Source organism: Caulobacter henricii (assembly GCF_001414055.1).
Lineage (GTDB): Bacteria > Pseudomonadota > Alphaproteobacteria > Caulobacterales > Caulobacteraceae > Caulobacter > Caulobacter henricii.
The window spans coordinates 2,364,748-2,391,266 of record NZ_CP013002.1 but is presented as its reverse complement, the minus strand read 5'-3'; the positions used below and the strand labels follow the sequence as shown (position 1 = coordinate 2,391,266).

General features: G+C 64.9%; 24 protein-coding genes and 1 pseudogene. 10 read left to right on the top strand and 15 right to left on the bottom strand.

Annotation, left to right across the window (positions count from 1 at the left end; translation table 11 throughout):
- The first annotated feature begins 23 nt into the window (after window positions 1–23).
- Window positions 24–2,375, top strand: coding sequence for an NAD-dependent DNA ligase LigA (gene ligA / locus AQ619_RS11215; RefSeq protein ID WP_062147355.1), 2,352 nt, complete (start codon window positions 24–26; stop codon window positions 2,373–2,375).
- Between the two features lie 114 nt (window positions 2,376–2,489).
- Entirely contained in the window at window positions 2,490–2,909 is a 420-nt protein-coding gene (locus AQ619_RS11210; RefSeq protein WP_062147352.1) for a DUF2147 domain-containing protein, read from the top strand.
- Window positions 2,910–3,028: 119 nt separating this feature from the next.
- Here AQ619_RS11210 and AQ619_RS11205 read toward each other — a convergent pair whose 3' ends face one another.
- The 5 genes from AQ619_RS11205 to AQ619_RS11185 form a co-directional block, all read right to left on the bottom strand.
- The gene (locus tag AQ619_RS11205) at window positions 3,029–4,840 is read right to left on the bottom strand and encodes an aminopeptidase P family protein (RefSeq protein WP_062147349.1); all 1,812 of its coding nucleotides are present in this window, start codon (window positions 4,838–4,840) and stop codon (window positions 3,029–3,031) included.
- Between the two features lie 51 nt (window positions 4,841–4,891).
- Window positions 4,892–5,758 carry a 50S ribosomal protein L11 methyltransferase gene (locus AQ619_RS11200; protein WP_062147347.1) on the bottom strand — a complete coding sequence of 289 codons (867 nt, stop codon included), beginning with the start codon at window positions 5,756–5,758 and terminating at the stop codon, window positions 4,892–4,894.
- Between the two features lie 49 nt (window positions 5,759–5,807).
- Entirely contained in the window at window positions 5,808–6,251 is a 444-nt protein-coding gene (locus AQ619_RS11195; RefSeq protein WP_062147344.1) for a hypothetical protein, read from the bottom strand.
- A gap of 217 nt (window positions 6,252–6,468) precedes the next feature.
- Entirely contained in the window at window positions 6,469–8,859 is a 2,391-nt protein-coding gene (locus tag AQ619_RS11190; protein WP_062147340.1) for an ATP-dependent helicase, read from the bottom strand.
- A gap of 280 nt (window positions 8,860–9,139) precedes the next feature.
- Window positions 9,140–9,388 carry a ribbon-helix-helix domain-containing protein gene (locus AQ619_RS11185; RefSeq protein ID WP_062151608.1) on the bottom strand — a complete coding sequence of 83 codons (249 nt, stop codon included), beginning with the start codon at window positions 9,386–9,388 and terminating at the stop codon, window positions 9,140–9,142.
- A gap of 70 nt (window positions 9,389–9,458) precedes the next feature.
- On the opposite strand from AQ619_RS11185, the gene AQ619_RS11180 reads away from it, so the two are divergent.
- From AQ619_RS11180 to AQ619_RS11170, 3 genes are all read left to right on the top strand, one after another.
- Entirely contained in the window at window positions 9,459–10,247 is a 789-nt protein-coding gene (locus AQ619_RS11180) for a Coq4 family protein (RefSeq protein WP_062147338.1), read from the top strand.
- 46 nt (window positions 10,248–10,293) lie between these two features.
- Window positions 10,294–11,811, top strand: coding sequence for a tryptophan halogenase family protein (locus AQ619_RS11175; protein WP_062147335.1), 1,518 nt, complete (start codon window positions 10,294–10,296; stop codon window positions 11,809–11,811).
- Between the two features lie 219 nt (window positions 11,812–12,030).
- On the top strand, window positions 12,031–12,906 hold the full coding sequence (locus AQ619_RS11170; protein WP_166504219.1) for an alginate O-acetyltransferase AlgX-related protein: 876 nt from the start codon (window positions 12,031–12,033) through the stop codon (window positions 12,904–12,906).
- Between the two features lie 122 nt (window positions 12,907–13,028).
- On the opposite strand, the gene AQ619_RS18790 is transcribed toward AQ619_RS11170, so the two are convergent.
- The 9 genes from AQ619_RS18790 to AQ619_RS11135 all read right to left on the bottom strand — a co-directional run bounded on the left by AQ619_RS18790 (window position 13,029) and on the right by AQ619_RS11135 (window position 19,418).
- Window positions 13,029–13,205 carry a DUF4169 family protein gene (locus AQ619_RS18790; RefSeq protein WP_084745929.1) on the bottom strand — a complete coding sequence of 59 codons (177 nt, stop codon included), beginning with the start codon at window positions 13,203–13,205 and terminating at the stop codon, window positions 13,029–13,031.
- A gap of 2 nt (window positions 13,206–13,207) precedes the next feature.
- Window positions 13,208–14,152, bottom strand: a complete 945-nt coding sequence (locus tag AQ619_RS11165; protein ID WP_062147329.1) for a DUF6807 family protein — start codon at window positions 14,150–14,152, stop codon at window positions 13,208–13,210.
- Entirely contained in the window at window positions 14,152–14,736 is a 585-nt protein-coding gene (locus AQ619_RS11160) for a glutathione S-transferase family protein (RefSeq protein WP_062147325.1), read from the bottom strand. The genes AQ619_RS11165 and AQ619_RS11160 overlap by 1 nt, the downstream gene beginning before the upstream one ends.
- 87 nt (window positions 14,737–14,823) lie before the next feature.
- Entirely contained in the window at window positions 14,824–15,405 is a 582-nt protein-coding gene (locus AQ619_RS11155) for a carboxymuconolactone decarboxylase family protein (protein ID WP_062147322.1), read from the bottom strand.
- Window positions 15,406–15,473: 68 nt separating this feature from the next.
- Window positions 15,474–16,562 carry a sensor histidine kinase gene (locus AQ619_RS11150; protein WP_062147320.1) on the bottom strand — a complete coding sequence of 363 codons (1,089 nt, stop codon included), beginning with the start codon at window positions 16,560–16,562 and terminating at the stop codon, window positions 15,474–15,476.
- Between the two features lie 187 nt (window positions 16,563–16,749).
- Complete coding sequence (locus AQ619_RS11145; protein WP_062147317.1) at window positions 16,750–17,013, bottom strand: hypothetical protein; 264 nt, start codon at window positions 17,011–17,013, stop codon at window positions 16,750–16,752.
- 9 nt (window positions 17,014–17,022) lie between these two features.
- Window positions 17,023–17,169 carry a hypothetical protein gene (locus tag AQ619_RS19090; RefSeq protein ID WP_166504218.1) on the bottom strand — a complete coding sequence of 49 codons (147 nt, stop codon included), beginning with the start codon at window positions 17,167–17,169 and terminating at the stop codon, window positions 17,023–17,025.
- Between the two features lie 104 nt (window positions 17,170–17,273).
- Complete coding sequence (locus AQ619_RS11140; RefSeq protein ID WP_062147314.1) at window positions 17,274–18,476, bottom strand: pyridoxal phosphate-dependent aminotransferase; 1,203 nt, start codon at window positions 18,474–18,476, stop codon at window positions 17,274–17,276.
- A gap of 276 nt (window positions 18,477–18,752) precedes the next feature.
- The gene (locus tag AQ619_RS11135; RefSeq protein WP_062151605.1) at window positions 18,753–19,418 is read right to left on the bottom strand and encodes a ParA family protein; all 666 of its coding nucleotides are present in this window, start codon (window positions 19,416–19,418) and stop codon (window positions 18,753–18,755) included.
- A 219-nt stretch (window positions 19,419–19,637) separates the two neighbouring features.
- On the opposite strand from AQ619_RS11135, the gene AQ619_RS11130 reads away from it, so the two are divergent.
- Window positions 19,638–20,345 (top strand): TVP38/TMEM64 family protein, encoded by a 708-nt coding sequence (locus tag AQ619_RS11130; protein WP_062147312.1) that lies wholly within the window; start codon window positions 19,638–19,640, stop codon window positions 20,343–20,345.
- Here AQ619_RS11130 and AQ619_RS11125 read toward each other — a convergent pair.
- On the bottom strand, window positions 20,320–20,916 hold the full coding sequence (locus AQ619_RS11125; protein WP_236849459.1) for a TetR/AcrR family transcriptional regulator: 597 nt from the start codon (window positions 20,914–20,916) through the stop codon (window positions 20,320–20,322). The genes AQ619_RS11130 and AQ619_RS11125 overlap by 26 nt on opposite strands.
- 153 nt (window positions 20,917–21,069) lie before the next feature.
- Here AQ619_RS11125 and AQ619_RS11120 point away from each other — a divergent pair, with 153 nt between their 5' ends.
- From AQ619_RS11120 to AQ619_RS11105, 4 genes and pseudogenes are all read left to right on the top strand, one after another.
- Window positions 21,070–23,043, top strand: coding sequence for an alkyl/aryl-sulfatase (locus AQ619_RS11120; RefSeq protein WP_062147306.1), 1,974 nt, complete (start codon window positions 21,070–21,072; stop codon window positions 23,041–23,043).
- 236 nt (window positions 23,044–23,279) lie between these two features.
- Window positions 23,280–24,870: pseudogene (locus AQ619_RS11115) on the top strand (2-isopropylmalate synthase).
- 111 nt (window positions 24,871–24,981) lie between these two features.
- Window positions 24,982–25,593, top strand: a complete 612-nt coding sequence (locus AQ619_RS11110) for an O-methyltransferase (protein WP_062147303.1) — start codon at window positions 24,982–24,984, stop codon at window positions 25,591–25,593.
- The gene (locus AQ619_RS11105; protein ID WP_062151602.1) at window positions 25,590–26,468 is read left to right on the top strand and encodes a DMT family transporter; all 879 of its coding nucleotides are present in this window, start codon (window positions 25,590–25,592) and stop codon (window positions 26,466–26,468) included. The genes AQ619_RS11110 and AQ619_RS11105 overlap by 4 nt, the downstream gene beginning before the upstream one ends.
- Window positions 26,469–26,519 lie beyond the last annotated feature (51 nt).

The following is a 26,519-nucleotide window of genomic DNA, read 5'->3' as shown; positions in this document are numbered from 1 at the left end:
CACCCCTCAAGCCGGATTCGCCCGTGACCCTGATCCCCGTCGCCGATCTGTCCGAGACCGAGGCTGCCAGCGAACTGGCCCGACTGGCCGATGATCTGGCCGAGCACGACCTGCGCTATCACCAGCAGGACGCGCCCACGATCAGCGACGCCGAGTATGACGCGCTCAAGCGTCGCAACCTCGATATCGAGACCCGCTTTCCGCATCTGATCCGGGAGAACTCGCCGTCGATGACGGTCGGAGCGGCACGGGCCGATCAGTTCTCGCCGGTTGAGCACGGTGTACCGATGCTGAGCCTCGACAACGCCTTCTCCAATGACGAGGCGACCGAGTTCGATGCGCGGATCCGGCGGTTCCTGAAGCTGTCGGCGGACGAGACCGTCGCCTATACGGCCGAACCCAAGATCGATGGCCTGTCGGCCTCTCTCCGGTACGAGAAGGGGGTGCTGGTCCAGGGCGCAACCCGGGGCGATGGCCGCGTGGGCGAGGACGTCACCGCCAATCTGCGCACCATTGCCGACATTCCCCATCGCCTGAAGGGCTCGGGCTGGCCCGAGGTGATCGAGGTGCGCGGCGAGGTCTATGTCGAACTGGCCGCTTTCGCCGCCTTCAATGCCGCTGCCGAGGCTGCGGGCCAGCGCACCTATGCCAATCCCCGCAACTTCGCCGCCGGCTCCCTACGCCAGATCGATCCGAAGATCAGCGCCCAGCGCCCGCTGCGGTTCTTCGGCTATGCCTGGGGTCTGGTCAGCGACAGCTTCGCCGGCAGCCAGTGGGAGGCCCTGGCCCAGCTCGAAGCGTGGGGTTTCGTGACCACGGCCCCGCCGGCCAAACGGGTGGAGAATGCCCAGGGCCTGCTCGACATCTATGCCGCCTTCGAGACCCTGCGGCCCACCCTGGATTTCGACATCGACGGCGTCGTCTACAAGGTCGACGACCTGGACCGGCAAAAGCGCCTGGGTTTTGTCTCGCGCTCGCCCCGCTGGGCCATCGCTCGCAAGTTCCCGGCCCAGAAGGCCCGCACGATCCTCGAGGCCATCGACCTGCAGGTGGGCCGGACCGGGGCGATCACGCCGGTCGCCCGGCTGAAGCCGGTGACCGTCGGCGGCGTCTCGGTGACCAACGCCACCCTGCACAATGGCGACGAGATCGCCCGACTGGACGTGCGGGTGGGCGACACCGTGGTGATCCAGCGGGCCGGCGACGTGATCCCGCAGATCGTCGAGGTGGCGCTGGAGGCGCGACCGGATCCCGCGCCGCCGGCCTATGAATTCCCCCACGCCTGCCCGTGTCCGCTCAAGACGCCTCTGGCCCGCGAGACCAATGCCTCGGGGACCGAGTCCGTCGTGCGCCGCTGCACGGGTGAGTTTGCCTGTCCGTTCCAGCGGGTGGAGCACCTGCGCCACTTCGTGTCGCGCCGGGCCTTCGACATCGAGGGTCTGGGCGAGAAGCAACTGCAGGCCTTCTTTGACGAGGGCTGGATCAAGGAACCGGCCGACATCTTCCGCCTGGCCCGCGATGCGGAAAAGCTGGACGCCCTGCGCACCCGCGACGGCTATGGCGAGACCTCGGTGGCCAATCTGGTCAAGGGCATCGAGGCCCGCCGCACCATCGGCCTGGACCGGGTGATCTATGGTCTGGGCATGCGGGACATCGGCGAGACCACCTCGACCGTTCTGGCTCGCCACTTCGACACCTTCGCTGACCTGCAGGCCGCCGCCGAGGCCGCCTCCAAGGGGCTACCGACCGCGACCTATCTCGAACTCTCGACCGCGCCCGGTGTCGGGCCCAAGGCGCTGGACCTGCTGGTCGAGGTCGGCAAGGGCGGGCTGAAGGCCGATCCGTGGCCGCAGGCCGAGAGCGTGGAGCTCAAGATCGGTCACGCCGTGCCCAAGCTGACCAAACCGGCCCGAGCGGCCCTGACCGAGCGCTATGCAACCTGGCACGCCTTTGCCCAAGCCCTGGCGGAAGCAGCCAATGGCGCGCCGGGTGAGGATTACCTGCACCTGGCCGCCGTCGATGGCGTCGGGCCCGTGGCGGCCCAGTCCCTGGCCCGGTTCTTCAGCGAGGACCACAATCGCCAGAAGGTCGCTGCCCTGGTCGAACAGCTCGACATCCAGGCCTTGGCCAAGCCCAAGACCGACACTGCCGTAGCCGGCAAGACCGTGGTCTTCACCGGCGCTCTGGAGAAGATGACCCGCGACGAGGCCAAGGCCCAGGCCGAGGCCCTGGGGGCCAAGGTCGCCTCCTCGGTGTCGAAAAAGACTGATCTGGTGGTGGCCGGGCCGGGGGCGGGTTCCAAGCTCAAGACGGCTACCGAACTCGGCATTCAGGTGATGACCGAGGATGACTGGCTAGCCATGGTGGCCGGTTAGGCTGGTCAAATCTGAAAGTCTTGGCCTTCAATTTGCCGCAGGGCTTGCTGACTTAGCCGTGATCACGCAATCGGTCATCAAACGCGCAGCACGGCGCGAACGAGGGAGAAAACCATGAACCGCACCATCCTCATCGCCTTTGCGGCCCTCGGCGCGCTGGCCGGCCCGGCCTCGGCCGCTGATGTCACGGGCCTGTGGGCCACGCCGACCAATGGCGGACATGTCGAGATCAGCCGCTGCGGGGCCAGTCTCTGCGGCAAGCTGGTGACCTCCAACCAGATCCGCACCAATCCGGCCCTTAAGGATATTCGCAACAAAGACGCCGCCCAGCAGGGGCGCACGCTGAAGGGCTTGCTGCTGCTTTCGGACTTCACGGGCGGCCCGGCCAAGTGGAGCGGCGGCAAGGTGTACAACCCCGATGACGGCGGCACCTATGCGGGCACGCTGGAAATGATCAGCGACACTCAGCTGAAACTGAAGGGCTGCATCGTCGCGCCCCTGTGCAAGACCCAGGTCTGGAACCGGGTGAAGTAGATTTCGAGCTCTTGCCCCCTCCGCGCTGCGCGCTCCTCCCCCGTAGGGAGAAGATGAGAGCGTCTTCCCCCTACGGGGGAGGACGGCTGCGAAGCAGCCAGGGAGGGGGCAAGTCGTCGCTACAGCGGCGCGCAGGCCTCTTCCATCCAGGCTCGGACCTCCGGCTCCACTCGCGGCCCGACCTCTCTCAGAACGCGGGCGTGATAGGCGTCGAACTGGGCGATCTCTTCGGCCGTCAGCAGGGCCTTGTCGATCAGACGGCGGTCGATGGGGGCCAGGGTCAGGGCTTCGAAGCGGTGCATCGGGCGGTCTCCGCCGGCAATGTCTTCGGCCGGCATGACCACTTCGAGGTTCTCGATCCGGATCCCGTACTCGCCGTCCTTGTAGTAGCCGGGCTCGTTCGAGACGATCATGCCCGGCTGCAGGGCGATGGTATTAGGGGCCTTGGAGATCCGCTGCGGACCTTCATGAACGCCGAGATAGACCCCGACGCCGTGGCCGGTGCCGTGGTCATAGTCGAGGCCGTGGGCCCACAGGGCGGCGCGGGCAAAGGCGTCGATCGCCGACCCGGTCGTGCCGGCCGGGAAGCGCAGGCGGGCGATGGCCAGATGGCCCTTCAGGACCAGTGTATTGCGCTGAACCATTTCCGCCGTCGGCTGGCCGATGGCCACGGTGCGGGTGACGTCGGTGGTGCCGTCCAGATACTGGCCGCCGCTGTCGACCAGCAGCAGAGAGCCGAGGGCTGCGCGCTCATTGCTGCGCTCGGTCGGGCGATAGTGGGGCAGGGCACCGTGGCCGTTGGCCGCGCCAATGGTGTCGAAGGACAGATCCTTCAGCACCCCGGTGGCCTCGCGGAAGGCTTCCAGCTTGGTGACGGCCTCCTTCTCGTCCGGCGGGTTGATCTGGCCGTCGGTGGCCAGCCAGTGCAGGAAGCGGGTCAGGGCCGCGCCGTCGCGACGATGGGCCTCACGGGTCCCCTCGAGCTCGACGTTGTTCTTGCAGGCCCGGGGCAGGGTGCAGGGATCCATCCCGCGCACCACTGTCGCCCCGGCGGCGGCGAGGGTGTCGAAGTACCAGGCCGAGGACTGGCCGGGATCGACCAGGACGCTCTTGCCCGCCAGGTCGGCCAGGGCGGCGTCGAGGGCGTCCGGGGTCTCCACGCTGACCTGGTTGCCCAGCCAGGCGGGCAGGTCCTCGGTGACCTTGGCCGGATCGACGAACAGACGGGCGGAGCCGTCGGCACTGACGATCGCCTGGGACAGGGGCAGGGGCGTGCGGATCACGTCGCCGCCGCGGACATTGAACAGCCAGGCAATCGAGGCCGGAGCGGTGATCACCGCGGCGTCGGCGCCCAGGGCTGCGAGGCTCGCGCCGATGCGGCCGCGCTTGGAAGCGGAGTCTTCACCGGCATGCTCGACCGGTTGCGGCACGATCGGCGCAATCGGCTGAGCCGGACGCGTCGCGCCCCAGGCCTCATCCAACGGATTGAGGGCGACAGGCTTCAGTTCAGCGCCGGCCTTGGCGGCGGCGGCCTTCAGGCTGTCCAGCGCCTGGGGGCTATGCAGCCGGGCGTCATAGCCGATCACCGATCCGGCGGAAGCCGTCTCCAGATAGGCCGGGACACCGCCCTCGACGAGGTCTCGGATCTCGAACACGGCCTGGTCGACCTGTTCGCGCACCTGCAGGGTGTAACGCCCGTCGACAAACACTGCGGCGCGATCGCTGAGGATCACGCCGGCCCCGGCCGAGCCTGTGAAACCGCTGGCCCAGGCCAGGCGATCATTGGCGGCGGGCAGGTACTCGTTCTGGTGCTCGTCCTCGTGCGGCACGAGAAAGCCGTCCAGACCCTGCCGGGCCATGGCGGCGCGGATCAGGGGCACATGCCTGGAGCCGAAGCTTGGATCGGTGGATTCGTCGAAAGTCTGGCGCATGGCGACCGATTTAGGCCCGCCTGCGCCAGTTTGGAAGGCAGTTTGCGTCGATTAGGGCCGCTGAAGCACCAGAGTCGCCCAGGCGTCGCGGTGAATGCGGGTCTTGACCCGGAACCCGCGCGACAGATAGGCGGCCTTGACCATCCGCTCCTGGGTCCGCAGCAGGCCGGACAGAATGACCGTGCCTCCGGGAACCAGGGCGCGCTTGATGTCCTGGGCCAGGCTGATCAGGGGACGGGCCAGGATGTTGGCAAAGACCAGATCATAGGGCGCATTGTCGGCGACCAGCCGGTGGCCCAGGCCCGAGGCGTGGACAAATTTCGCATTGGCCTGATTGACCAGGGCATTCTCGCGGGCGATCCGGACGCTGGGCTTGTCGATATCGGTGCCAACGGCCAGCTTGCTGCCGGTGCGGGCGGCGGCGATGGCCAGAAGGCCCGTGCCGGCCCCGACGTCGAGCACCTTCTTGAAGCTGCGGGCCTTGATCAGGCGGTCATAGGCCTGCAGGCAGCCGACGGTGGTGCCGTGGTGACCGGTGCCGAAGGCCGCCCCGGCCTCGATGCGCAGGTTGACCGTGCTGGCCGGCAGGCGGCCGCGGTCGTGCATGCCATAGACGAAGAACCGTCCGGCCTTGACCGGCGGCAGGCCCGACAGCGCCATGGCCAGCCAGTCGGCATCGGCCAGGACCTCGGTGGTCACCTTGACCTTGTAGCCGGCCAGAACGCTCGCAAGGCCGTCGGATTCTTGCTGGGTGGTCGGGAAGGCGTCGATCCGCCAGATGTTCTTGTCCTCGTCCTCTTCCAGGATCGAGTAGGTCGCGCCTTCGAGGCCGGGGTGGTTGTCGATGGCGTCGGCGGCGGCTTCGGCGTCGAGGCGGCCGCCGCGGGCGACGATCTGCTGGGGCGTATAGTCGGTCATGCCGCTCCAGTACCGATCCCTGAGCCGAAAGGCGAGCCTTTGCGGCGGCTTAGTTCAGCAAAGTCGGTCCAGGAGGGTCGTCCTCGGGCAGGCGAAGGTCGAGGATATCGCCCTGGGCGGAAGGCCAGCGGGTTTCGTCGCGTGCCGGTCGGGTGGCGCGCAGCACCGGAGGCTCGGGCTCGGGCGCGACATGGACCATGGGCGGGGGCTCGACCGCGTCATGCGGCGGAGAGGTTTCGCGCGGACGCGCCTTGGCCAGAAAATCAGTGCCGATCACATAGTCCGGGACCTTGCCGGCCGGCCATTCGATCGGCTGGAGCCGGTCTTCCAGCGCGGCGTAGTTGAGCGGCCGGGTTTCGACGGGGGCTGCCGTCTGGGGTCCGACCTGGGACACCAGCCCCAGAAACGCGCCCAGCATGGCCGCCAGCGGCGCGCCGAGCAGCACCGGCCGCGAGGCGGCGAAGGTCATCAGTGGCGTCAGATCGAGGGCCATAAACGGAAAGCGCCTGGAGCGCGGTTCCGTTCGGCAGGGCGGGCGGATTTCTTCCGGCCGACGCCGCAGGCCCCCTCCTGACCTGCTTCGCAGGTCGTCCTCCCCCTTTCAGGGGGAAGATGGGTTCGCGCATTTCATCTTCCCCCTCCGGGGGAAGACGGCTGCGCAGCAGCCCGTAGGGGGCGAGTCTGACGGACCCTAAGCCGGAGCCTGAAGGTCACGCCTTCTCGACGAAACCGTCGATGACCTTCTTGTCGCCAGCCTTGTCAAAGGCCACCGACAGCTTGTTGCCCTCGACGCTGGAGACCTGGCCGTAGCCGAACTTGACGTGGAACACCCGGTCACCGCGCTGATAGGCGCTGGCCTTGGACGGCGCAGAGACGGCCACCAGGCGGCCTTCGCCCTCGATCGGGGCCGAGCGGCCGCCCGACCCGCCGGTGCGGGGGTTGCTCCAGGAATTGCCGCCGCCGGCCATGCGGTCCTGGGCCCGCTTCCAGCCCGGGCTGGCATAGCCCGAACCGCCGAACGAACTCTGGCCGGTATCGTCCCAGCGCGAGGCCGCCGTCTGCTGCATGCCCGGACCGCCACCATAATAGCCGGTCTCGGACGCCGCCTCGACATGGGCCAGGGGCAGTTCATCGACAAACCGCGACGGCAGCTGGCTGGTCCAGCGACCATAGACCTGCCGGTTGGCCACGAAGCTGATCCGGGCCTCTTCGCGGGCCCGGGTGATGCCGACATAGGCCAGGCGCCGTTCTTCCTCGAGCCCCTTGGTGCCCTTGTCGTCCATGCTGCGCTGGCTGGGGAAGACGCCTTCCTCCCAGCCGGGCAGGAAGACCAGAGGGAACTCCAGTCCCTTGGCCGAGTGCAGGGTCATGATCCAGACCGCGTCGTCGCCGGCCCCCTTGTCGAGGTCCATGACCAGAGACACGTGCTCCAGATAGGCCTCCAGGGTATCGAAGGCGCTCATCGACTGGACGAGCTCCTTGAGGTTCTCCAGCCGCGTCTGGCTGGTCGGACCCTTGTCGAGGCGCAGGGCGTCAGTATAGCCGCTCTCTTCCAGAACGGCTTCGAGCACGCGCTGGTGCGGCATGGTCTGGGCCAGGGCCCGCCAGCGATCCAGGTCGCGCAGGAAGTTGCTGAGGGCGGTGCGGGTTCGGGCCGGAAGTTCGTCGCTGCCCACCAGGGTGCGCGCCGCCTCGACCGCCGGCAGGCTCTCCAGCCGGGCGACCTGCCGCAGCTTCTGCACCGAGGTATCGCCGATGCCGCGCTTGGGCGTGTTGACGATACGCTCGAAGGCCAGGTCATCGTCGGGCGACTGGATCAGGCGCAGATAGGCGTGCGCGTCGCGGATTTCGGCCCGTTCGAAGAAGCGCGGCCCGCCGACCACCTTGTAGGGGATCTGCAGCATCACGAAGCGCTCTTCGAAGGCACGCATCTGGAAGCTGGCCCGGACCAGGATGGCCATGTGGCTGTATTTGCGGCCGGCGCGCCTGGCCTTTTCGATCTCGTCGGCGACCATCCGGCTTTCGGCCTCGCCGTCCCAGACGCCGCTGACCTTGACCTTCTCGCCGCCGGCCTCGTCGGTCCAGAGGGTCTTGCCCAGACGGTCCTTGTTGGCGGTGATCAGGCCCGAGGCGGCTGCCAGAATATGTTCCGTAGACCGATAATTTCGCTCGAGCCGGACCACCTTGGCGCCGGGGAAGTCGCGCTCGAACCGCAGGATGTTGTCGACCTCGGCCCCGCGCCAGCCATAGATCGACTGGTCGTCATCGCCCACGCAGCAGACATTCTGCCGGCCCTGGGCCAGCAGGCGAAGCCAGAGATACTGGGCGATATTGGTGTCCTGGTATTCGTCGACTAGCACATATTTGAAACGGGTCTGGTAGTCGGTCAGGACGTCGGGATGGCTGGTGAAGATCGTGATGTTGTGCAGCAGCAGGTCGCCGAAGTCGCAGGCATTGAGAATGCGCAAACGATCCTGGTACTGACGATAGAGGATGGTGCCCTTGCCGGCGGCGAACTCGGAGCCGTCGGCTGGGGGCACGCGGTCGGGCGTCCAGCCCTTGTTCTTCCAGTTGTCGATCATCCCGGCGAGGATCTTGGGCGTCCAGCGCTTGGCGTCGATGTTCTCGGCCTCGATCAGCTGCTTCAGCAGCCGTTCCTGGTCGTCATTGTCGATGATCGTATAGCTGGACTTCAGGCCGACCAGCTCGGCATGGCGGCGCAGGATCTGGGCGGCCACCGAGTGGAAGGTGCCGAGCCAACGCAGGCCCTCGGCCTCGGCCCCGATGATGTGGGTGATGCGCTCGCGCATCTCGCGGGCGGCCTTGTTGGTGAAGGTGACGGCCAGAAGCTCCCAGGGGCGGGCGCGACCCGTCGACAGGATATGGGCCAGACGGGTGGTCAGAACCCGGGTCTTGCCGGTGCCGGCCCCGGCCAGGACCAGGACGGGACCTTCGGTGGTCTCGACCGCCGCCCTTTGCTCGGGGTTCAGCCCGTCCAGATAGCCGGGATCGCCGCCCGGGCCGCGCGGGCGGGCGAGGTCGGAGATGCGCGGGGAGGGGAGATCGCCATGCGGCGGATGCGAGTCGTAGCCTGAAGACATGGAACATATGTAGCACAGACGGGCGGAGGCTTAAGCCCTCCTTGGCGGTTTGCGGAACCGGTCCGGCCCGGAAGGCGTTCAGGAGACAGCATAGTTGAGGGGAGGCCAGTATGGCCGAGCGCATGCGCCATAACCATTCTGCGGCCTGGCTGGCCGGACTGGGCCTGCTGGTTGTGGGGCTGACCCTGATGATGGCCTGGCGTCTTGGCGGGTCTGCAAATCTGCCCGGACATCTGTCCTTTCGGGCGGGATTGGCTCGGCCGAGCCCGATGCCTGAACCTCAGCCCCTGCCGTCGCCGACCTCTTCCCGACCGGGCTGAGCCGCGAGGGCCTGCTTGAGGGCAAAGACCCGGCAGGCGGAAGCCAGGGAGCTCTCGCCGCGCCCGGTGTCGATGCGCTGGATCAGGGCGGCCATGCTCAGGCTCTCGGCTGCGGCAGCCATCTCGAGGGCCCGCCAGAATTCCGGTTCCAGCGCCAGGGATGTGGCGTGGCCGGCCAGATTGACCGAACGCTTTTTGAGACTGCCCATGGCGGCCATTTGCCTCTTGAAAAAAGGTGACGCGATGTCACCTTCGTTGCGTCCGCTCGGAGCATGCCTCATGAACGCCGCCACGCAAGTCCTTGATCATGCTGCCCCGCCCGGCTTCGTGCCAAAAAGGCGCGATGCCTTCCGGCTGCAGCCGATCCGGGCCCTACAGGCCCTGCGCCGGCTGATCGCCGACAAGGAGGACACCGCCCAGGTGTTCGAAATCATGCGGGCCCTGGCCGGCAAGGCGGTTCCCAACGGCTATCGCCGTCTGCTGTCGACCCCGGAAGGCGGGCGCATCGCCTATGAGCGTGACGAATTCGCCCTTCGCCTGTCCGACAAGGCCTGGCTGGCCCAGTTCGCGCCGGGGACGGTCGGGGCGGCCTATCGGGACTTCATCGCCCCGCGCGGCCTGTCGGCCGAGGGCCTGGCCGACGAAAGCCGCAAGGTGGCCGATAATGATGTGGACGCCCTGCATCCGCTTGCCTGGTACGGCCGGCGCCTGCGGGATGTCCACGATGTCTGGCATGTTCTGACCGGCTACAGCACCGATGCTTTGGGCGAGGTCTGCGTGGTCGCCTTTTCCTATGCCCAGACCCGCAGCCTGGGCTTTGCCGCGATCGCCCTGGCCGGCGCGCGGGAGTTTTCGCGGGCCCGCAATGGCCATCCCTACGGGGCCGCCGTGCGCCAGGCCTGGAAAAACGGCAAGGCCGCGGCCTGGCTGCCAGCGGTCGACTATCCGGCCCTGTTCGCCCTACCGCTCGAGGAGGCGCGCAGGCGGCTGGGGATCCAGCCCAACAGCATCTACCTCGCCATCCCCCCTGAACGGCGTGATCGCCTCGACGCCGTCCCCATGGCATAGACCGCCCGAACCGAAGCGGGCGGCAATAGGCTGCGGGGAGCGCAGGATGCAGAACGAGCGGGCCATCAGGTCGATCGTGATTGTCGGCGGTGGCACGGCCGGCTGGATGGCCGCTGCGGCCCTCAGATCTGCCCTGGGCCGGGGTAGCTCGATCCAGCTGATCGAGTCGGCCGAGATCGGCATTGTGGGGGTAGGCGAGGCTACGATCCCGGCCATCCGCCAGTTCAATGCCCTGATCGGCCTGAAAGAGGCCGCCTTCATGCGGCAGACCAAGGCCAGCCTGAAGCTCGGGATCGAGTTCGTGGGCTGGGGCGATGCTCAAAGTCGCTACCTGCACCCCTTCGGCGTCTATGGTCCGCACAATGACCTGGGCGACTTTCACCAGCTCTATCTGATGCTGCGCGACAAGGGTCTGGCCGACGACATCGGGGCCTATTCCCTCTGCGGCCAGGCTGCGCGGCGCGGCCGGGTCGCCGCGCCGACCGTTGATCCGGCCTCACCTCTGAGCCGTTTCACCTCGGCCTATCATTTCGACGCCATTCTTTACGGCCGCCACCTGCGTCGCTTCAGCGAACAGCTGGGCGTCAAACGGCTTGAGGGCGAGGTCATAGACGTCACCTTGCGCAGCGAGGATGGCTTCCTCGAGAGCCTGACCCTGAAGGACGGCCAGACTGTCTCGGCCGACCTGTTCATCGACTGCACCGGCTTTCGCGGCCTCCTGATCGAGGGCGCTCTCAAGACCGGCTATGACGACTGGAGCCATTGGCTACCGGTGGATCGGGCGGTGGCGGTTCCGTGTGAGCGCGTCGGGCCGATCACGCCCTATACGACCTCGACCGTTCGCGAGGCGGGCTGGCAATGGCGCATTCCGCTGCAGCATCGCACCGGCAATGGCTATGTCTATTCCAGCCGCTTCACGACAGAAGAGATCGCCACCCGGACCCTGATGGACAATCTGGACGGCGCGCCCCTCGCAGAGCCGAGGCATCTGCGGTTTGTCACCGGCCGCCGGCGCAAGGCCTGGAACCGCAATGTTGTCGCACTCGGCCTGGCCAGCGGGTTTCTGGAGCCGCTCGAGTCGACCAGCATCCACATGGTCCATTCCGGCCTGGTGAAGCTGTTGCAGCATTTTCCCGACCGGGAATTCAGTCCGGTCAATATCGACACCTATAACCGACGGGTCAGCGAGGAAGCTCAGGAGGTGCGGGACTTCATCATCCTGCACTATCACGCCACCACAAGGCGGGACTCCGAGTTCTGGGCCTATGTCGCCAGCATGCCGATTCCGGACAGCCTGAGGGATCGCATCGCGATCTTCCGGGACCGGGGGATGCTGGTTTCGCGGCCTGACGAGCTTTTCTCCCAGAGTTCCTGGCTTGCGGTCATGCTGGGACAGGGCGTGATCCCCCAGAGCTACAATCCGCTCGCCGACCGGTCTGATCCCCAGGACACGGCCGCCAGCTTTGCGGCCCTCCAGCGCCAGATTGCCCAATTGGTCGAGACCATGCCAGACCATGAGGCCTTCCTGGCCCAGAACAACATGTTGGACACTGTCGAGGCGTGATCGGGGAGGGGGCGGCAGCAGGTTGCTCTCGACTCTTGCAACGTCTAGCGTCTCCCGCCCCGGAGTGACGGATCTATGCGATTTCAGTTTGGTCGCCGCAGACAGGCGGACGTTCAGCCGACGCCCAATGTTGATGGGCTTGCCGGACCTTCCGCCATCCTTAGCGATCTGAAGATCGTCCAGAACGGTGCAAAGGGTCTGGCTGCACCCGGCGGCTGGGTGTTTCTGATCAACGACACCAATGATTTTCTCAGCTGGCAGTTCGGGCTCAAGCGCTGGACCGTCGATGAGCAGAGCAGGGTCCAGACCATTCTCGACGAGCGGGCGGACCGGCTGAGCGATCGCTTCTACCAGATGTTCATCTGCCCCGAAAAAAGCGTCGTCTACCAAGAGTATCTACCCGCAGGTCTTGACGGCATGACCACGCTTGAGGACAGGCCCGCCAGGGCCATGGCCCGGATGCGGCCCGAGATCGTCACCTATTTGGGCGAACGCTTTGACGCTCTGAAGCGCCTTGGGCTGCTGTTCTTTCGCGGTGATACCCATGTCAACTGGATGGGAGCCTACCATGTCTATCGCGAGGCCATACTGACGCTGCAGGCCCGTGGGGCACCAGTGGGACCGCCCCTGACCTTCAATGACCTGCAACACTTTATTGCCGGGATGGAGGGCGACGTCCTGATCCAGCTTCCCGACGCGGTAAAGGCGCAGTTTGAAGTCGACGCCGCGCTGGCGCGAGTCGGTAACATGTTGGAGTTGGTGATCTCGCACACCCTGCCGGAGGCGCGTATGCGGGCCCGGCAGGTGCCTACGCCTGAAGGCTATATTCCCGGAGGCGGTGGGCGTGCGACAGTGATCATGGAGCAGGACGACAGGACCTTGCCCAAGGCGCTGATCTTCAGGGACTCAACGGCGACCCTAAGCGTTGAGCTGCTGGCTCAGCATTTCTCGCGCTCAGTCTTTGTCTGGCACGATGGGGATGTCATTGGAGACTTGATCGATCGGGAACAGCCCGACGTCATCCTTCATTTTGTCGCCGAACGGTTTTTGGCTACCTATCCGCGAGGCGTTGCGGTCAATCGTCTGCTGGCCTAGAGCCCTTAGCTACAGACGGAGAGATCCAAAGTTCTAAACGGCGCTCTACAGGTTTGATTTTTGAGCCTGTTTTTTCCGCTTACAGGGGTCTCTCGAAACGACAGGGGCGCTTGGGGCTGACCTCAGTCTTCGCGTTTGGCCCCGTCCAGGTCGCGGCGGAGCTTGTCTGCGCTGGCCGCTTCCAGGGCTTTTTCAGCCTTGCTACGTCCGAACCTGGCGCGGTTTTCGGCGGCTTGCGACTTGCCATCAGCCTTGGCCTTGGCCTTACGCGCCCGGTTCAGATTGAGGATCTCGGCCATGGTCAGGACTTTGGGGGGGTGGGCACCGTTGACCCCTTGGCCGGGGTCGCCGGCCGGATGATCAAGGTCTGATGCAAACGAAGGGATTCGTCCTTTTTGAACACATAGGGCGTTTGGCCTGGGAAGGCGCAGTTCTGCATCGAGAGGGACCTTCGCAGGATCCAGCTCGTGATCGGCTGGTCATTGACCTTGCAGGTCAGGCCGAGCGTCCAGGCGGGCAAACCCGCCTCTGCGGGCCAGGCGAATCCCATGCTGGGGCCGGCTGCAACCGCCGTGTCTGCAGGAGTGACGGTTTTGCCCGCCGAGGCGAAGCTTAGGCTCTCCGGACGCACCAAACGTATGGAAAAGCCGCCATACCCCTTGGCATCGTCGCTGCCGCCGAGACCCAGGGTTTCAACGCGCGAGGTGATGACGGTGTCAAAATTGATGCGCCGGCCACCGTCCTTCAGCGGAAAGACCCTGACCTTCGTGGTCTCACGGGCCACATAGTCGAGTTCTGGTCCTGACGTGACAATCCAGTCGGCATTGACTGTGAGGGTGCCGCCGCCCTGGCTATCCCCCTTGAAGCGCTTCTCCCGGACATGAAAGGTCAGGCCCTTCATGTACCAGCCGTCGGCTACCATCTTGCCGTTCACCAGGATCTGGTGCCAGCTCCAGAACACGCCGCGCTGATGAAGATGGTCGGCCGGCTTGTCTTCGGTCAGTACCGTGCCATCGGGGGCATAGAGCGGGTGGACATAGTTCAGCCGCCCTGGTTCCACGGATGGGGCGAGGGGCTTGGTCCGATAGACCAGAACCGGCTTGCCGCCTTCGGTCAGTGTGACCGAGTCATCGGCGAAGATGGCGTCAACCCTGGCTCCAACGGCGGGATCGGCTTGGACGGCCGTTCCCACAGCCAGAAGGGCAACAAGGGCAGCAAGGGCGAAGCCTGGTGCGCGGAGAGCCATTAGGCAGCATCCTTGGCGAGGGCTCGTGCCAGGGCAGGTCGCGCATTGGCCCGGGCCAGCCAGTCATCATAGACCGCGTGCGGAGGCAGCATCTGCCGCGCGAACTGCAACAGGCTGACAAACATCATGTCTGCTGCCGAGAACCTATCGCCCAGCAGCCAGGGAGAGGCTTCCAGAGTTGTCCGCAAGCGGTCATCCAGAGCCTGATAAGTCGCTTGGTCCGCCTCGTCCTGCCGCTGTTTCCAGAGCGTGGTGATCGCCGGTTCAAGGACGCCTGCATAGTAGGCGAGCCAGCTGAGATAAGGACCACGCAAGAGGTCCCCGACCTCGGGTCCCAGGCCGTTGGTGGGGAACTTGTCGGTCAGATAAAGGGCGATGGCGGCTGATTCCGTCACCAGAACGCCGTCGTCCAGCAGGGCCGGCACCTGTCCATGGGGGTGCGGATTGGCCGGGTCGCGAGCCCCTGACTTCGTCGTCGCCCGATAGATGTCCACGGTCCGGACCTCGTAGGGGGCGCCCAGTTCCTCGAGCAGCCACAGGAAGCGGGTCGATCGGGATTTCGGGGCATGGAACAGGGTGAGCATCGGCCTCTCCGCTAGGATGCGCGAACGTAACAGGAACAAAAAAGACGGACAAGTCGACCTGTAACGCGACTTCGCCCGGCGCGGGTATCAGGTCTTGCGCAAGTCGGGATCGAGGGTTTGGCCCGGATCCAGCTGAACCCCGAAGGTGTTGAGCATCATGCAGACCTGGGTGTACTGGCCGGCCGTGAAAACCACATCCATGGCCTGTTTTTCGCTGAAGTGTTCAAGCAGGTCCGACCAGGTCTGGTTGCCGATGAATTGGTCGGCGTTCAGTTCGTCCGCCGCGCGGATCAGGGCGGCCTCGGGCCGCGACCAACCGGCCTCAGAACCGGCCTTGATCCTGGCGATTTCATCAACGGTCAGACCGCAGCGCAGGCCGATCTCGACATGCTGCGTCCACTCGTAGCCGCTCTTGCAGAGATAGCCTGTCCTCAGAATGACGATCTCGCGTTCGCGGGCCGGCAGGTCATTGCGCTTGGAGAGCACGTAGTTGCCCCAGGCGAGGAAGGCCTTCAGGGCATTTGGCGCATGGGCCAGGGTGCGAAAGATGTTCAGCACCGGGCCCGCCGGGATCACGCCACCCGCGCCCAAAGGGGCCAGGACGTCTGCCTGTTCGGGAGACAGGGCATCCTCTGACAGGGGTTTGACCCTCGGCTGATCCAATCGCATGGCTATCCTCCCGACCCTGCAGACTGATGCTGCGGCGGTCCCAGCATCGCCCCAGCCTAGGCCACGGGTCAAACCTTGGGTTCGTCGTGGGTCTCCGGCAAGGCAAGGGCCAGCCGACCGGTCCTGATGGAGACATGGACGCCATGGTCGGTGATGATGGCCATCCGCCCATCGAGCTGCTTGACCAGGGCCTGGACGATAACGGTGCCCAGGCCGCCTGGCTTGCCCGGGGCGAAAGCGGCGACCTGACCAATGCCGTTGTCGATCACGCACAGTTCCCAGTCGTCGGCGTCCCCTTTGAAGGTGACCATGATCCGGGCATCGGCTCGGGCGATCGGGAAGGCATATTTAATGGCGTTGATGACAAGTTCGGTGACGATAAGGCCAACGCTCACAGCCTTGTCGGAGCGGATATAGACGTGGTCGGCGAGCACGGTCAGGGCGATTGGACGATGGTCACTGATCATCGAGGCCGCCAGGCTGGCGCACAGCTTGTTGAGATAGGGACCAACCTCGATCCGGTCGACGCCTTCTGACGCATGCAGGTGCGATTGCACTTCTGCCACCGAGATGACGCGCTGATGGGCGTCCTTGAGATGGAACCGGGTCTCTTCCGAATTCACGGCCCGCGCCTTCAGCATCAGGATACTGGCGATGATCTGGAGGCTGTTGGCCACACGGTGCTGCATTTCCTGCAGCAGGACCTGTTTCTGCTGCAAGAGTGCCTCTGTGCGCTCAAGCAGGACCGCTCTTTCGCGCTCGATCAGGCGGCGGGCGGTGACGTCGGTGAAGGCCAACAGGATGGTTGTGCGGGGACTGGTTGCGTAGATGACGTTGCGGGCATTGAGCAACATGGTGCGGCGCCCCAGGCCCGGAAAGTCGTAGTCGACTTCAAAGCCGTCCATGGCCGTGTGCTGTGGAATGATCGTCTCGAGCAGCAGTCTAAGCGCAGGGATGTCCCACTGACCCTCTCCAAGGGCGTACAGCAGCCGGCCCAGGGTCGCTTGCGGCTCGACCCGAAAGGTTTCGTAGAAGGAGCGGCTGGCGGCCAGTACCGTGAAGTGTTCGTCCAGGACCAGGAGCGGCTCGTGGATCGTGTCGACAATAGCCTCAGCGAGGGTCTGGGCGTCGACAATACCTGGTATGGGTCGTGTCATCGAAAGGATGCGGGTCCGACCCTCGACGCGGCAACTTCGGCGCGGACGGCAGTGGATCAATACCGATAGATTGAGTCTACGCCCATTCCGGACGGCTGTCTTCTAAGGGTTTGGCCGGATTGACATATCGCTTTTGGGAGTTTTGTGGGCCTTGCGTTTACCGCACCAGGCCAGGGCCTTGCGGGGACTATCGCCCGCCGCCGCCGGTGATTTCCTTGATCAGGGCCTGAACGGGGGCCTTGCCGCCGTTGTTCCAGACAAGCTTCAGGTGGGCCAGGGTCCGCTCAGCGGCGTCGTCAAACTTCCATTCGCAGTCGTCAAAGCGACAGCCGCTGAACGTGGGAGCGTCACCGCCGGAATAGACGAGGCGGCAACCGCGGAACTCGCAATCCGAGAAGGCCTCGCCATCCAGGGCTACGGTCTCGTGGTTGTACATCGTCAAGGTGGGCATGGCGGTTCTTTACTGGTCGTCGGATGAGGGCGGATCGCCCTCAGGATTTTGCGCCTGCTTGGCGGCGGCCTTTTCGGCGGCTTTCTCGGCGGCCTTGCGAGCCTTGGCGCGCTCGCGTTCCTGACGTTCGAAGGAATAGTTGGGAGTACGCGCCATTTGAGACCTCCTTGGTCGCTGGAAGCGCGACGGGCGAGACCCCTAACGCGGTTTGGGTGCGATGCGCAGAAAAATCCTCCCCCGAAGGGGAGGATTGTGCCGATTTACTTCACGTTGCCGCAGAAGCGCTGGATCCGGGAGCAGGCGTCTTCCAGCACATCATTGCTGGTCGCGTAGCTGATCCGGAAGAAGGGCGAGAGGCCGAAGGCTGCGCCATGGACCACGGCGACGCCTTCGGTTTCCAGCAGCTCGACGGCGAAATCCTCGTCGCTTTCGATGACCTTGCCGCTCGGCGCGGTCTTGCCGATCAGACCGGCGCAGGACGGATAGACGTAGAATGCGCCTTCCGGGGTGGGGCAGTGCAGGCCGGTCGCCTGGTTCAGCATGGACACCACCAGGTCGCGGCGCTCCTGGAACAGCTTGGCATTGGGCTTGATGAAATCCTGCGTACCGTTCAGGGCCTCAAGCGCCGCCCATTGGGAAACGGATGACGGATTGGAGGTCGTCTGGCTGATCATCTTGCCCATGGCCTTGATCAGCGGTTCGGGGCCGGCCGCGTAGCCGATGCGCCACCCGGTCATGGCATAGGCCTTCGAAACGCCGTTCATCGTCAGGGTACGGTCATAGAGCTTCGGCTCGACCTGGGCGATGGTGGTGAACTCGAAGTCGTCGAAGACCAGATGCTCGTACATGTCGTCGGTCAGGACCCAGACCTGCGGATGCTTCAGCAGCACGTCGGCGATGGCCTGCAGTTCGGCGCGGGAATAGGCACCGCCTGACGGGTTGGAGGGGCTGTTGATGATCAGCCACTTCGACCGGGGGGTGATGACCTTTTCGAGGGCCTCGGGCGTCAGCTTGAAGCCGCTCTCGGGGGTGGTTTCCACCGGCACGGGCGTCCCTCCGGCCAGCAGGGTCATGTCCGGATAGGACACCCAGTAGGGGGCGGGGATAATCACTTCGTCGCCCGGATTCAGGGTGGCGACCAGGGCGTTATAGATCACCGGCTTGCCGCCCGGGGCGACATGGACCTGGCTCGGCTTGTAGTCGAGACCGTTCTCGCGCTTGAACTTGGCGCAGATCGCGGCCTTCAGTTCGGGCATGCCGTCCGGGTCGGTGTACTTGGTCTTGCCGGCACGGATCGCCGCAATACCGGCTTCCTTGATATTGTCCGGCGTGTCGAAGTCGGGCTCGCCGGCGGACAGCGCGATCACGTCACGGCCGGCCGCTTTCAGGGCGCGCGCCTTGGCGCTGATGGCGATGGTGGCCGAAGGTGCGATGCGCCGCAGGGCGGCGGACTCGAGCGACATACTTGGGACTCCCCTGGGAAACCGGTTTTCAGGATTGCCGGGGTCTTTACGCCTCCACCTGCAAGGGCGCAACGCAGGGCGACGGCTTCAGGATCAATTGAAGACATTCTGCGACAGGCTCGGGGCCGGGTTAAGCCGCGTCTCCCGGTAGCAGGGACCGCCGAGGGCGTTGCTTGCTCCCGGATCGAAGTCGCAGGTGGAGTTTGGCGACTCTCTGACCCAGCCATGCCAGCAAAGCTGGCTTGGCTCATGGGGGTTCCGCTTAGCGAAAGCCCTTCAGTTCGCGCGCAGATAGAGGTCGTTCTGGCCGCTGGGTGCCAAGGTCTCGAGATGATCCCAAAGGCGCTTGATCTCCTGGCTGGCGGCCGAGTTCGGCTCCCACTCGCAGGCTGACCGGCCGTGCGCCATGGACTGCTGAAAGGCTGCCCGGGCCCGAAGCCCGACCGGAGCCATGGGCATGCCGGTGAATCTCAGGGCCTCAGCGGCCTTCAGAACACTGCTGGGCTCTTCACCATTGCGGCGCGGCGGTGCCTGACTCAGGACAATCAGTCCTTTCTTGCCCAGGCGGCGCACCGCTTCAGCGGACCGGGCGACCGACGCGATGTCCAGAAAGGTGGGCCGACACACCAGAACGCAGAGGTCCGCGCACTGCACAGCCTGAAGAACATCGGCATCAGGAGCCGCCGGGGTATCGACGATCACGCAATCATAGCCGCTGTATCCGGCCGTTGCCTTGGTCTGAAACAGCTTGCCGGCGTTGATCTCCATCAGCGTCGGACCTGGCGCGACGCGGGCCCTCAGCGCATCCGTTGCCGAGCGTTGTGGATCCATATCGGCGATCATCGTCTTGAGGCCCGCCAGATGGGCGGTTATCGCCAAATTGACCGCAAGCGTAGTCTTGCCGGCTCCGCCCTTGCGAGAAATCACAGCCAGGGTCTTCACGTTGGTCACTCCAGTTCAGACACGGTCCTTGCCCCACCGGCCTGTGGATAAGTAACAATGTAATGTGAAGCCTTGGCAATCGATTTGTCGTCACGGGCGAGTGCTATCCTTTGAAAATCAAGGATCCGCGGCGACAGCGTGGTTAATGCGCATGCCTTTAAGGCGCCGCAGGTGCGGCTGATGCTTGACCCGTCGGTGCCATTGGGCGAGGCAGGAGACGTGATGCGCCGCCTCATCGAGTTTGTGACCAATATGGACGCCCGTGCCTGGCGCACGGTGGCGGTGTCCTTTGTCCTGTTCGGCGGCGTAGGGATCGTCTTCCTGTTCGGAGCCCAGTTCCTCGGTTTCAATGGTGAAACGACCGTTGAGCACTGGCTGGGCGCAGCGAGTGGACCCTGGGCCCTGCCGGCGGCGGTTGGCGCCTTTGCCCTAATGGCCTTTCTGGGGGTGCCGCAGTTTGTCCTGATCGCCGCAGCGGTGGTGGTCTTTGGCCCATGGACGGGCTTCTTCTACAGCTGGATCGGCACCCTGGTCTCATCCCTGGTGGGTTTCTGGTTTGGGCGCACTTTCGGGGCCAAAATTCTGCGCGACTTTGCCGGTGATGGCGTGGCCAAGTTCATGCGCCTGATCGGCAAGAATGGCTTTCTGGCCAGCCTCATTGTGCGACTGGTGCCGTCGGCACCTTTCATCGTCGTCAACATGGCCGCAGGCGTGACGCCGATGAGGTTGCGTGATTTCGCGGCAGGCACGGCGATCGGGATCATTCCGAAGATCGGCCTGACGGCGTTCGCAGGCAATTCCATTGTTCAGGCCATGCGGGGGGGCGGCCAGCAGCATATTGTCCTGCTCGTGCTGGCTATAGCAGTCTGGATCGTGGCGGGTCTGATTGCCCGCGCCTGGCTCAAAAGGCGTGAGGCAGGGGATTGAGCAAACTGTAGGGCTCTGGGGCATCAGGAAGCCCCAAAGCGGTCCGGGTTGCTGTGCGCCAGGCCAGGACGATCGCACCAAACCATTGCGCCCGGGCGACGTCCGTCATCCCGTCACGGTCTTCGATACCGGCGATACACGCTTCGACGATGAAGGGCATGAAGGTGCGTGCGGCTTGCGCGCAAGCGGCCTTGAGTTCGTCTGAGGCTTCGGCAGGGGGCGCGACAAAGGGCTCTGCCAGCCCGGCCAGCAGGGTGTCGCATGCCGTCGCCCAGGGCAGGGTTTCCGGATGGCCGCGCGCTTCCCGAAGCAAAAGCAGCAGCAGGGCAGGGCGCGCGCGTCCCAGGCCGATCAGGGTCGCCATGCCCGAGCCGTAACCGCGCCAGGGTTGGGCTGCAATCGTCTCAATCTCGCCCAGAATGTCGCTGAACAGGGCATCGATCAGGGCCTGCCGTGACGGATAGAGCCGATAGATCAGGATCTTGGCCATACAGACACGATCGGCGATGTCCTGCATCGTCGTGTTGTGGAGACCCTTCTCGGCGAACACTCTGACGGCGGCATCAAGCACCGCCTGAGCGCGGGCGTCGCGATCTACCCGAGGCTTCGGCTGTCCGGGACGACCGCGCGGCGTCGGTGTTCGAGCTTGGTTTGCTACGGTCATCTTCAGTGCTAGATATAATGAAACTATAAAGTTTCAAAACTCGAAACGGGGCGGGATTCGATGGCAGGACGCAGCTTGAACCTTAGAGCGACATTTTTTGTGTCGGCCCTGACACTACTTGCGGTGCCGTTGGCGGCTTTCGCCGGCGAGCCGGCTTCGTCCACAACGATTGAGCGGCAGAAGGCGCTTGCCCAAAGTCTTCCGTTTTCAGATCGCCAGGATTTTGAATTCGCTGATCGCGGCTTTATGGGCACGCGGACCGATCCGCTGATCAAGCGCGCCGACGGCCAGGTGGCCTGGAACCTTGCGGCCTATGACTTTCTGAAAGGCGAGCCGCCGGCGACAGTGAATCCCAGCCTCTGGCGCCAGGCCCAGCTACTGGCGCGGCACGGTCTGTACCAGGTGTCGGACCGGGTGTGGCAGGTCAGGGGCTTTGATGTCTCCAACATCACCTTCATCAAGGGTGATACGGGCTGGGTGGTGGTTGATCCCTTGACCACGACGGAAACCGCCAAGGCCGCGCTTGATCTCATAACCGAAAAGGTCGGGTCCCTGCCGATCCGCGCGGTGATCTATACCCACAGCCATAGTGATCACTTCGGCGGCGTGCGGGGTATCGTCGACGAGGCGGACGTCAAGGCCGGCAAGGTCGCCATTGTCGCGCCCGAGGGCTTCATGAAGGAGGTCGTCAGCGAAAACGTGCTGGCCGGCAACGCCATGAGCCGCCGGGCCCAGTACCAGTTTGGCCTGATGCTGCCGCCCGGCGTCGAAGGGCAGGTCAGTTCGGGGATCGGTCAGGGCATCGCCAAGGGGACCATCACCCTGATCCCCCCGACCCAGATCATCGACCATACCGGTCAGGAGCTGGTGCTGGATGGCGTCAAGGTGCGGTTCCAGTACACGCCCAATACCGAAGCCCCGGCGGAAATGAACTTCTACCTTCCGGATCTGCGCATTCTGGACATGGCCGAGAACGTCAATCCGTCGATGCACAATGTGCTGACGCCGCGCGGCGCTCTGGTGCGCGACAGCAAGGCCTGGGCAGACTATCTGACCGAGTCTATCCGTCTGTTTGCCGATGGTTCGGACCTGATGATCACCAGCCATGGCTGGCCTCGCTTCGGCCAGGAGACGGTCAAGACCGTGCTGGCGGCGCACCGGGATACCTACAAGTATCTGCACGACCAGTCCGTTCGTATGCTCAACCATGGTCTGACCGGCGATGAGATCGCGGCCCAGATCGAACTGCCACCCAGCCTGGCCAAGGACTGGTTCAATCGTGGCTACTACGGCAGCATGAGTTTCAACAGCCGGGCGGTCTACCAGCGCTATATGGGCTGGTACGATGCCAACCCCGCCCATTTGTCTCCCGCGCCGCCGGCCCAGACGGGCCAGCGCTATGTTGCTGCCATGGGCGGTGCCGAGAAGGTCAAGGCCATGGCCGGCGAGGCCGCTAAGGCGGGGGACTATGACTGGGCGGCGACCCTGCTCAACCACGTGGTCATGACGGACGATAGCGACAAGGCCGGCAAGGCACAGTTGGCCAATGTCTATGAGCAGCTTGGCTATCAGGCCGAGAGCGCCATCTGGCGCAACATGTACCTGACCGCCACTGATGAGCTGCGGGGTGGGGTGCGCAAGGTTCCGGCCTCGATGGCACCGCTCGATATGCTTCAGGGACTTCCCAGCCAGATGATCTTTGATGTTCTGGCCATCCGCCTGAATGCCGAGAAGGTTGGCGATGCAAAGCTCCGGCTTGCGTTCGTCTTCCCGGACCGCAAGGAGCGCTTCCTGGTCGAGGTCCGGAACCGGGTGCTGGTGGCCCAGCCTTCGGAGGGCGGTGAGACCGTGGATGCCACCCTGACGGTGGCGCGGCCCCTGTTCCTCGATTCCCTGTTCCGGGGGACACCCCTGTTGCCCAAGATCTTGACCGGAGAGGTCAAGCTCGAGGGTGATCGCTCTGCCATGGGACGACTGTCGGGGTGGTTTGACGCCTTCCCCAACGATTTTCCGATTGTGACCCGCCGCAAATAGGTCGGGGCTTGGATGGAAGTTGCTCAGCGTGCGGCCAATTGCGCTCTGGGCGCAAAAAGCTTGCTGCAATTGGGGGCGATGTGTAGAAAGTAAGCATGAACGTCGCGCGCACCCTGCTTCTGCTTCGGCTTACCAGCCCCTGGGCGCTCTAGGGTCACGCCTCGTCGTGACCGGGCGCGCAGGGGGAGAAAACCCATAGCCGCCCCGCACGCAGACACCTTCCGACGAGTATTCAAATGACCTCCGTATCGCCCACCGCCTCCACACCGGGCGCCACCGTCCAACGCGACAATGTTGTGATCTTCGACACCACCATGCGTGACGGCGAACAGTCGCCCGGCGCGTCCATGTCGCTGGATGAAAAGCTGGAACTGGCCAAGATCCTCGAGGAGATGGGGGGTCGACATCATCGAGGCGGGGTTCCCGATCGCCTCCAATGGCGACTTCGAAGCGGTCCGCGAGGTCGCCAAGATCGTCAAGAACTCGACCGTTGCAGGCCTGTGCCGCGCCCATCAGGTTGATATCGACCGCTGCGCCGAAGCCCTGAAGCCCACTCAGCGCGGCCGGATCCATGTTGTGATCGCCACCAGCGACCTGCACATGAAGCACAAGCTGCAGATGGAGCCCGAGGCCGTCATCGACGTGATCGCCCGCTCCGTGGGTCATGCCCGCAATCTGCGTGACGATGTCGAATGGTCGGCAGAAGACGCCACCCGAAGCGACCGTCAGTTCCTGCGCCGAGCGATCGAGACTGCCATCAAGGCCGGTGCAACGACGATCAACCTGCCGGATACGGTCGGCTACACCTATCCGTCGGAATATGCCGATCTGTTCAACTGGATGACCCAGAATGTCGAGGGCGCAGACAGGGTCATCTTCTCGACCCACTGCCACAACGATCTGGGCCTGGCCGTGGCCAACAGCCTCGCAGGCGTGCAGGGCGGGGCGCGCCAGATCGAATGCGCCATCAACGGCCTGGGCGAGCGCGCCGGCAACGCCGCTCTCGAAGAGGTGGTGATGGCCTTGAAGGTGCGTGGCGACAAACTGCCCTACGGGACCCGCATCGACAGCACCCATATCACCCGCGCCAGCCGCTATGTCTCGGCCATCACCGGTTTCCCGGTGCAGTACAACAAGGCCATCGTCGGCAAGAACGCCTTCGCCCATGAGAGCGGCATCCACCAGGACGGGATGCTGAAGAACCGCGAAACCTACGAAATCATGACTCCGGAATCGGTCGGCCAGGCGCCGTCCAGCCTGGTCATGGGCAAGCACTCGGGCAGCCATGCCTTCCGCGCCAAACTGAAGGACCTGGGCTATGAGCTGGGCCAGAACGCCCTGAAGGAGGCCTTCGGCCGCTTCAAGGACCTCGCCGACCGCAAGAAGCACGTCTATGACGACGACATTATTGCCCTGGTCGATGATGCCCTGGCGCGCGGCTCGGAAAAGATCCGTGTGCTGCGCTTGCGGGTCGTGGCAGGCACCGACGGTCAGTCGGCAGAGTTGACCCTCGATGTCGATGGCCAGGAGCGTATGGCCGAGGCGACGGGCGACGGTCCTGTCGACGCCGTGTTCAATGCCATCCACAAGATCGTGCCGCACAGTGCCGCCCTGCGCCTCTTCCAGGTGCATGCCGTCACTGAAGGTACGGACGCCCAGGCCCAGGTCTCGGTGCGTCTGGAAGAGGATGGTCGCATCGCCACCGGCCAGGCCGCCGACACTGACACCCTGACCGCCTCGGCCAAGGCCTATGTCAACGCGCTCAACAACCTCTTTGCCCGCAAGGAAAAGAGCCGGCCCGAAGCGGCGATCGCCAGCGGGTTCTAGGATCGGGGGCGTTTGCGCGCCTCTCGCCCCTTTCCCAAACTGCAAGGATGATCCCGTCGCGTCAGCGCGACGGGCAGCGCTGCCCTGCGCGGCCCCCTGATCGGATGCCACATGAGCTCCACCCCTTCCTCGGTGAACCCCGGGTTTGGCGACAATGCCGGTGCCTTGCCGGAAGCCTGGCGCGAGATTGGCGCCCGCACGGCCGCCCTGGGCTTCGACATGCCCTCCGAGCCCAACACCGGCGCGATGCTGGGTCTACTGGCAGCCTCCAAGCCTGGTGGAAGCCTGCTGGAGTTGGGCACCGGCACGGGGCTGGCCACCGTGTGTCTGGCTGCTGGCATGAGTGCGGATGCCACCCTGCTCAGCGTCGATACGGATGAGCGCGTCCAGGCCGTGGCACGACAGGCCCTGGCCCGGGATCTTCGCGTGCGCTTCGTGATCGCTGACGGATTGGACTTTGTCAGAAGCCAGGCGGAGGGGAGTTTTGACCTGATCTTCGCCGACGCCTGGCCCGGCAAGTATGATGGTTTGGATGAAACCCTGGCGCTGTTGGCGCCGGGCGGCCTCTATGTCGTTGATGACATGCTGCTCCAGCCCAACTGGCCGGACAATCACCAGTCCCGGGTTGACGATCTGACCGCGCGCCTGAAAAGCCATCCAGATCTGGCGACCGTAAGCCTGCCATGGGCTTCCGGCCTGGTCGTCTCGGCGCGGCGGTCATGATCTGGATTCCCATCACCGTCGCGGCAGCGGCCCTGCAGGTCGCTCGCAATGCCGCCCAGCGCTCGGTCATGGGCGGGGCAGGGCCCTGGGGCGCGACCCTGGTACGGTTTCTGTTCGGGCTTCCGTTCGCCACCCTATTCGCAGGCCATGCCTGGGCCCTGACCCCAGGGGCCCAGGCCCATGTCTCCTTATGGTTCTGGCTGGCCTGCCTGGCCGGCGCTGCGGCGCAAATGGGGGCCACGGCCGCGCAACTCGTGGCCATGCAGCGCTCGACCTTTGCTCTGGGCACGGCACTTCAGCAAAGCGGCCTGCCGTTTGCTCTTGTCTGGGGGGCCTTGGTGTTTGGAGATCACATCAGCGCCATGGCCTGGGCCGGCGGTCTCGTGGCGACAGCGGGACTTGCGGCTCTCACCTGGCCGAGGGGCGCGGTGGTTCTCAGGCCCGGAGCGGCCCTGTCAGGGCTGGGGGCCGGCGCACTCTTCGCGCTCAGCGCCAACTGTTTTCGCCAGGCCAGCCTGGCCTTCGATCCCGGCCACCCAGTGGCCTCGGCCTTTGTCACCGTGATGGTCGTGCAGGCCATCCAGACCGTTGCACTGACCAGTGTTCTGGCCCTGCGGAATCCTCAAACCCTTCGCGCCGTCCTGGCTGCATGGCGGCAGTCCCTGGGCGCGGGATTTTGCGGTGCTGCGGCGTCGGGCCTGTGGTTTACGGCCATGACCCTTAGCCCGGTCGGGCCAGTCCGGGCCGTCGGCGTCGTGGAAATGCCCATCGCCGCCCTGGCGGGAAACCGGCTCTTCGCCGAGCGCCTGACCCTCTTGCAGGTCGCCGCCGGACTGGTCACGGCGGTTGGCGTCGTGATGGCTGCCTTGGGCTAGATTTCGCCATGATCGGGCATGCGAAGACCCTTCGCGAAAATGCATTTGAAC

Bases quoted from the DNA above. Each gene is read 5' to 3' on its own strand.
- AQ619_RS11200 (WP_062147347.1), bottom strand. From the start codon at position 5,758: ATGACCGACTATACGCCCCAGCAGATCGTCGCCCGCGGCGGCCGCCTC.
- AQ619_RS19090 (WP_166504218.1), bottom strand. From the start codon at position 17,169: ATGGCGCGTACTCCCAACTATTCCTTCGAACGTCAGGAACGCGAGCGC.
- AQ619_RS11150 (WP_062147320.1), bottom strand. From the start codon at position 16,562: ATGACACGACCCATACCAGGTATTGTCGACGCCCAGACCCTCGCTGAG.
- AQ619_RS11105 (WP_062151602.1), top strand. From the start codon at position 25,590: ATGATCTGGATTCCCATCACCGTCGCGGCAGCGGCCCTGCAGGTCGCT.
- AQ619_RS11175 (WP_062147335.1), top strand. From the start codon at position 10,294: ATGCAGAACGAGCGGGCCATCAGGTCGATCGTGATTGTCGGCGGTGGC.
- AQ619_RS11195 (WP_062147344.1), bottom strand. From the start codon at position 6,251: ATGGCCCTCGATCTGACGCCACTGATGACCTTCGCCGCCTCGCGGCCG.
- AQ619_RS11180 (WP_062147338.1), top strand. From the start codon at position 9,459: ATGAACGCCGCCACGCAAGTCCTTGATCATGCTGCCCCGCCCGGCTTC.
- AQ619_RS11160 (WP_062147325.1), bottom strand. From the start codon at position 14,736: ATGCTCACCCTGTTCCATGCCCCGAAATCCCGATCGACCCGCTTCCTG.
- AQ619_RS11155 (WP_062147322.1), bottom strand. From the start codon at position 15,405: ATGCGATTGGATCAGCCGAGGGTCAAACCCCTGTCAGAGGATGCCCTG.
- AQ619_RS11140 (WP_062147314.1), bottom strand. From the start codon at position 18,476: ATGTCGCTCGAGTCCGCCGCCCTGCGGCGCATCGCACCTTCGGCCACC.
- AQ619_RS11205 (WP_062147349.1), bottom strand. From the start codon at position 4,840: ATGCGCCAGACTTTCGACGAATCCACCGATCCAAGCTTCGGCTCCAGG.
- AQ619_RS11185 (WP_062151608.1), bottom strand. From the start codon at position 9,388: ATGGGCAGTCTCAAAAAGCGTTCGGTCAATCTGGCCGGCCACGCCACA.
- AQ619_RS11190 (WP_062147340.1), bottom strand. From the start codon at position 8,859: ATGTCTTCAGGCTACGACTCGCATCCGCCGCATGGCGATCTCCCCTCC.
- AQ619_RS11210 (WP_062147352.1), top strand. From the start codon at position 2,490: ATGAACCGCACCATCCTCATCGCCTTTGCGGCCCTCGGCGCGCTGGCC.
- AQ619_RS18790 (WP_084745929.1), bottom strand. From the start codon at position 13,205: ATGGCCGAGATCCTCAATCTGAACCGGGCGCGTAAGGCCAAGGCCAAG.
- AQ619_RS11145 (WP_062147317.1), bottom strand. From the start codon at position 17,013: ATGCCCACCTTGACGATGTACAACCACGAGACCGTAGCCCTGGATGGC.
- AQ619_RS11110 (WP_062147303.1), top strand. From the start codon at position 24,982: ATGAGCTCCACCCCTTCCTCGGTGAACCCCGGGTTTGGCGACAATGCC.
- AQ619_RS11120 (WP_062147306.1), top strand. From the start codon at position 21,070: ATGGCAGGACGCAGCTTGAACCTTAGAGCGACATTTTTTGTGTCGGCC.
- AQ619_RS11165 (WP_062147329.1), bottom strand. From the start codon at position 14,152: ATGGCTCTCCGCGCACCAGGCTTCGCCCTTGCTGCCCTTGTTGCCCTT.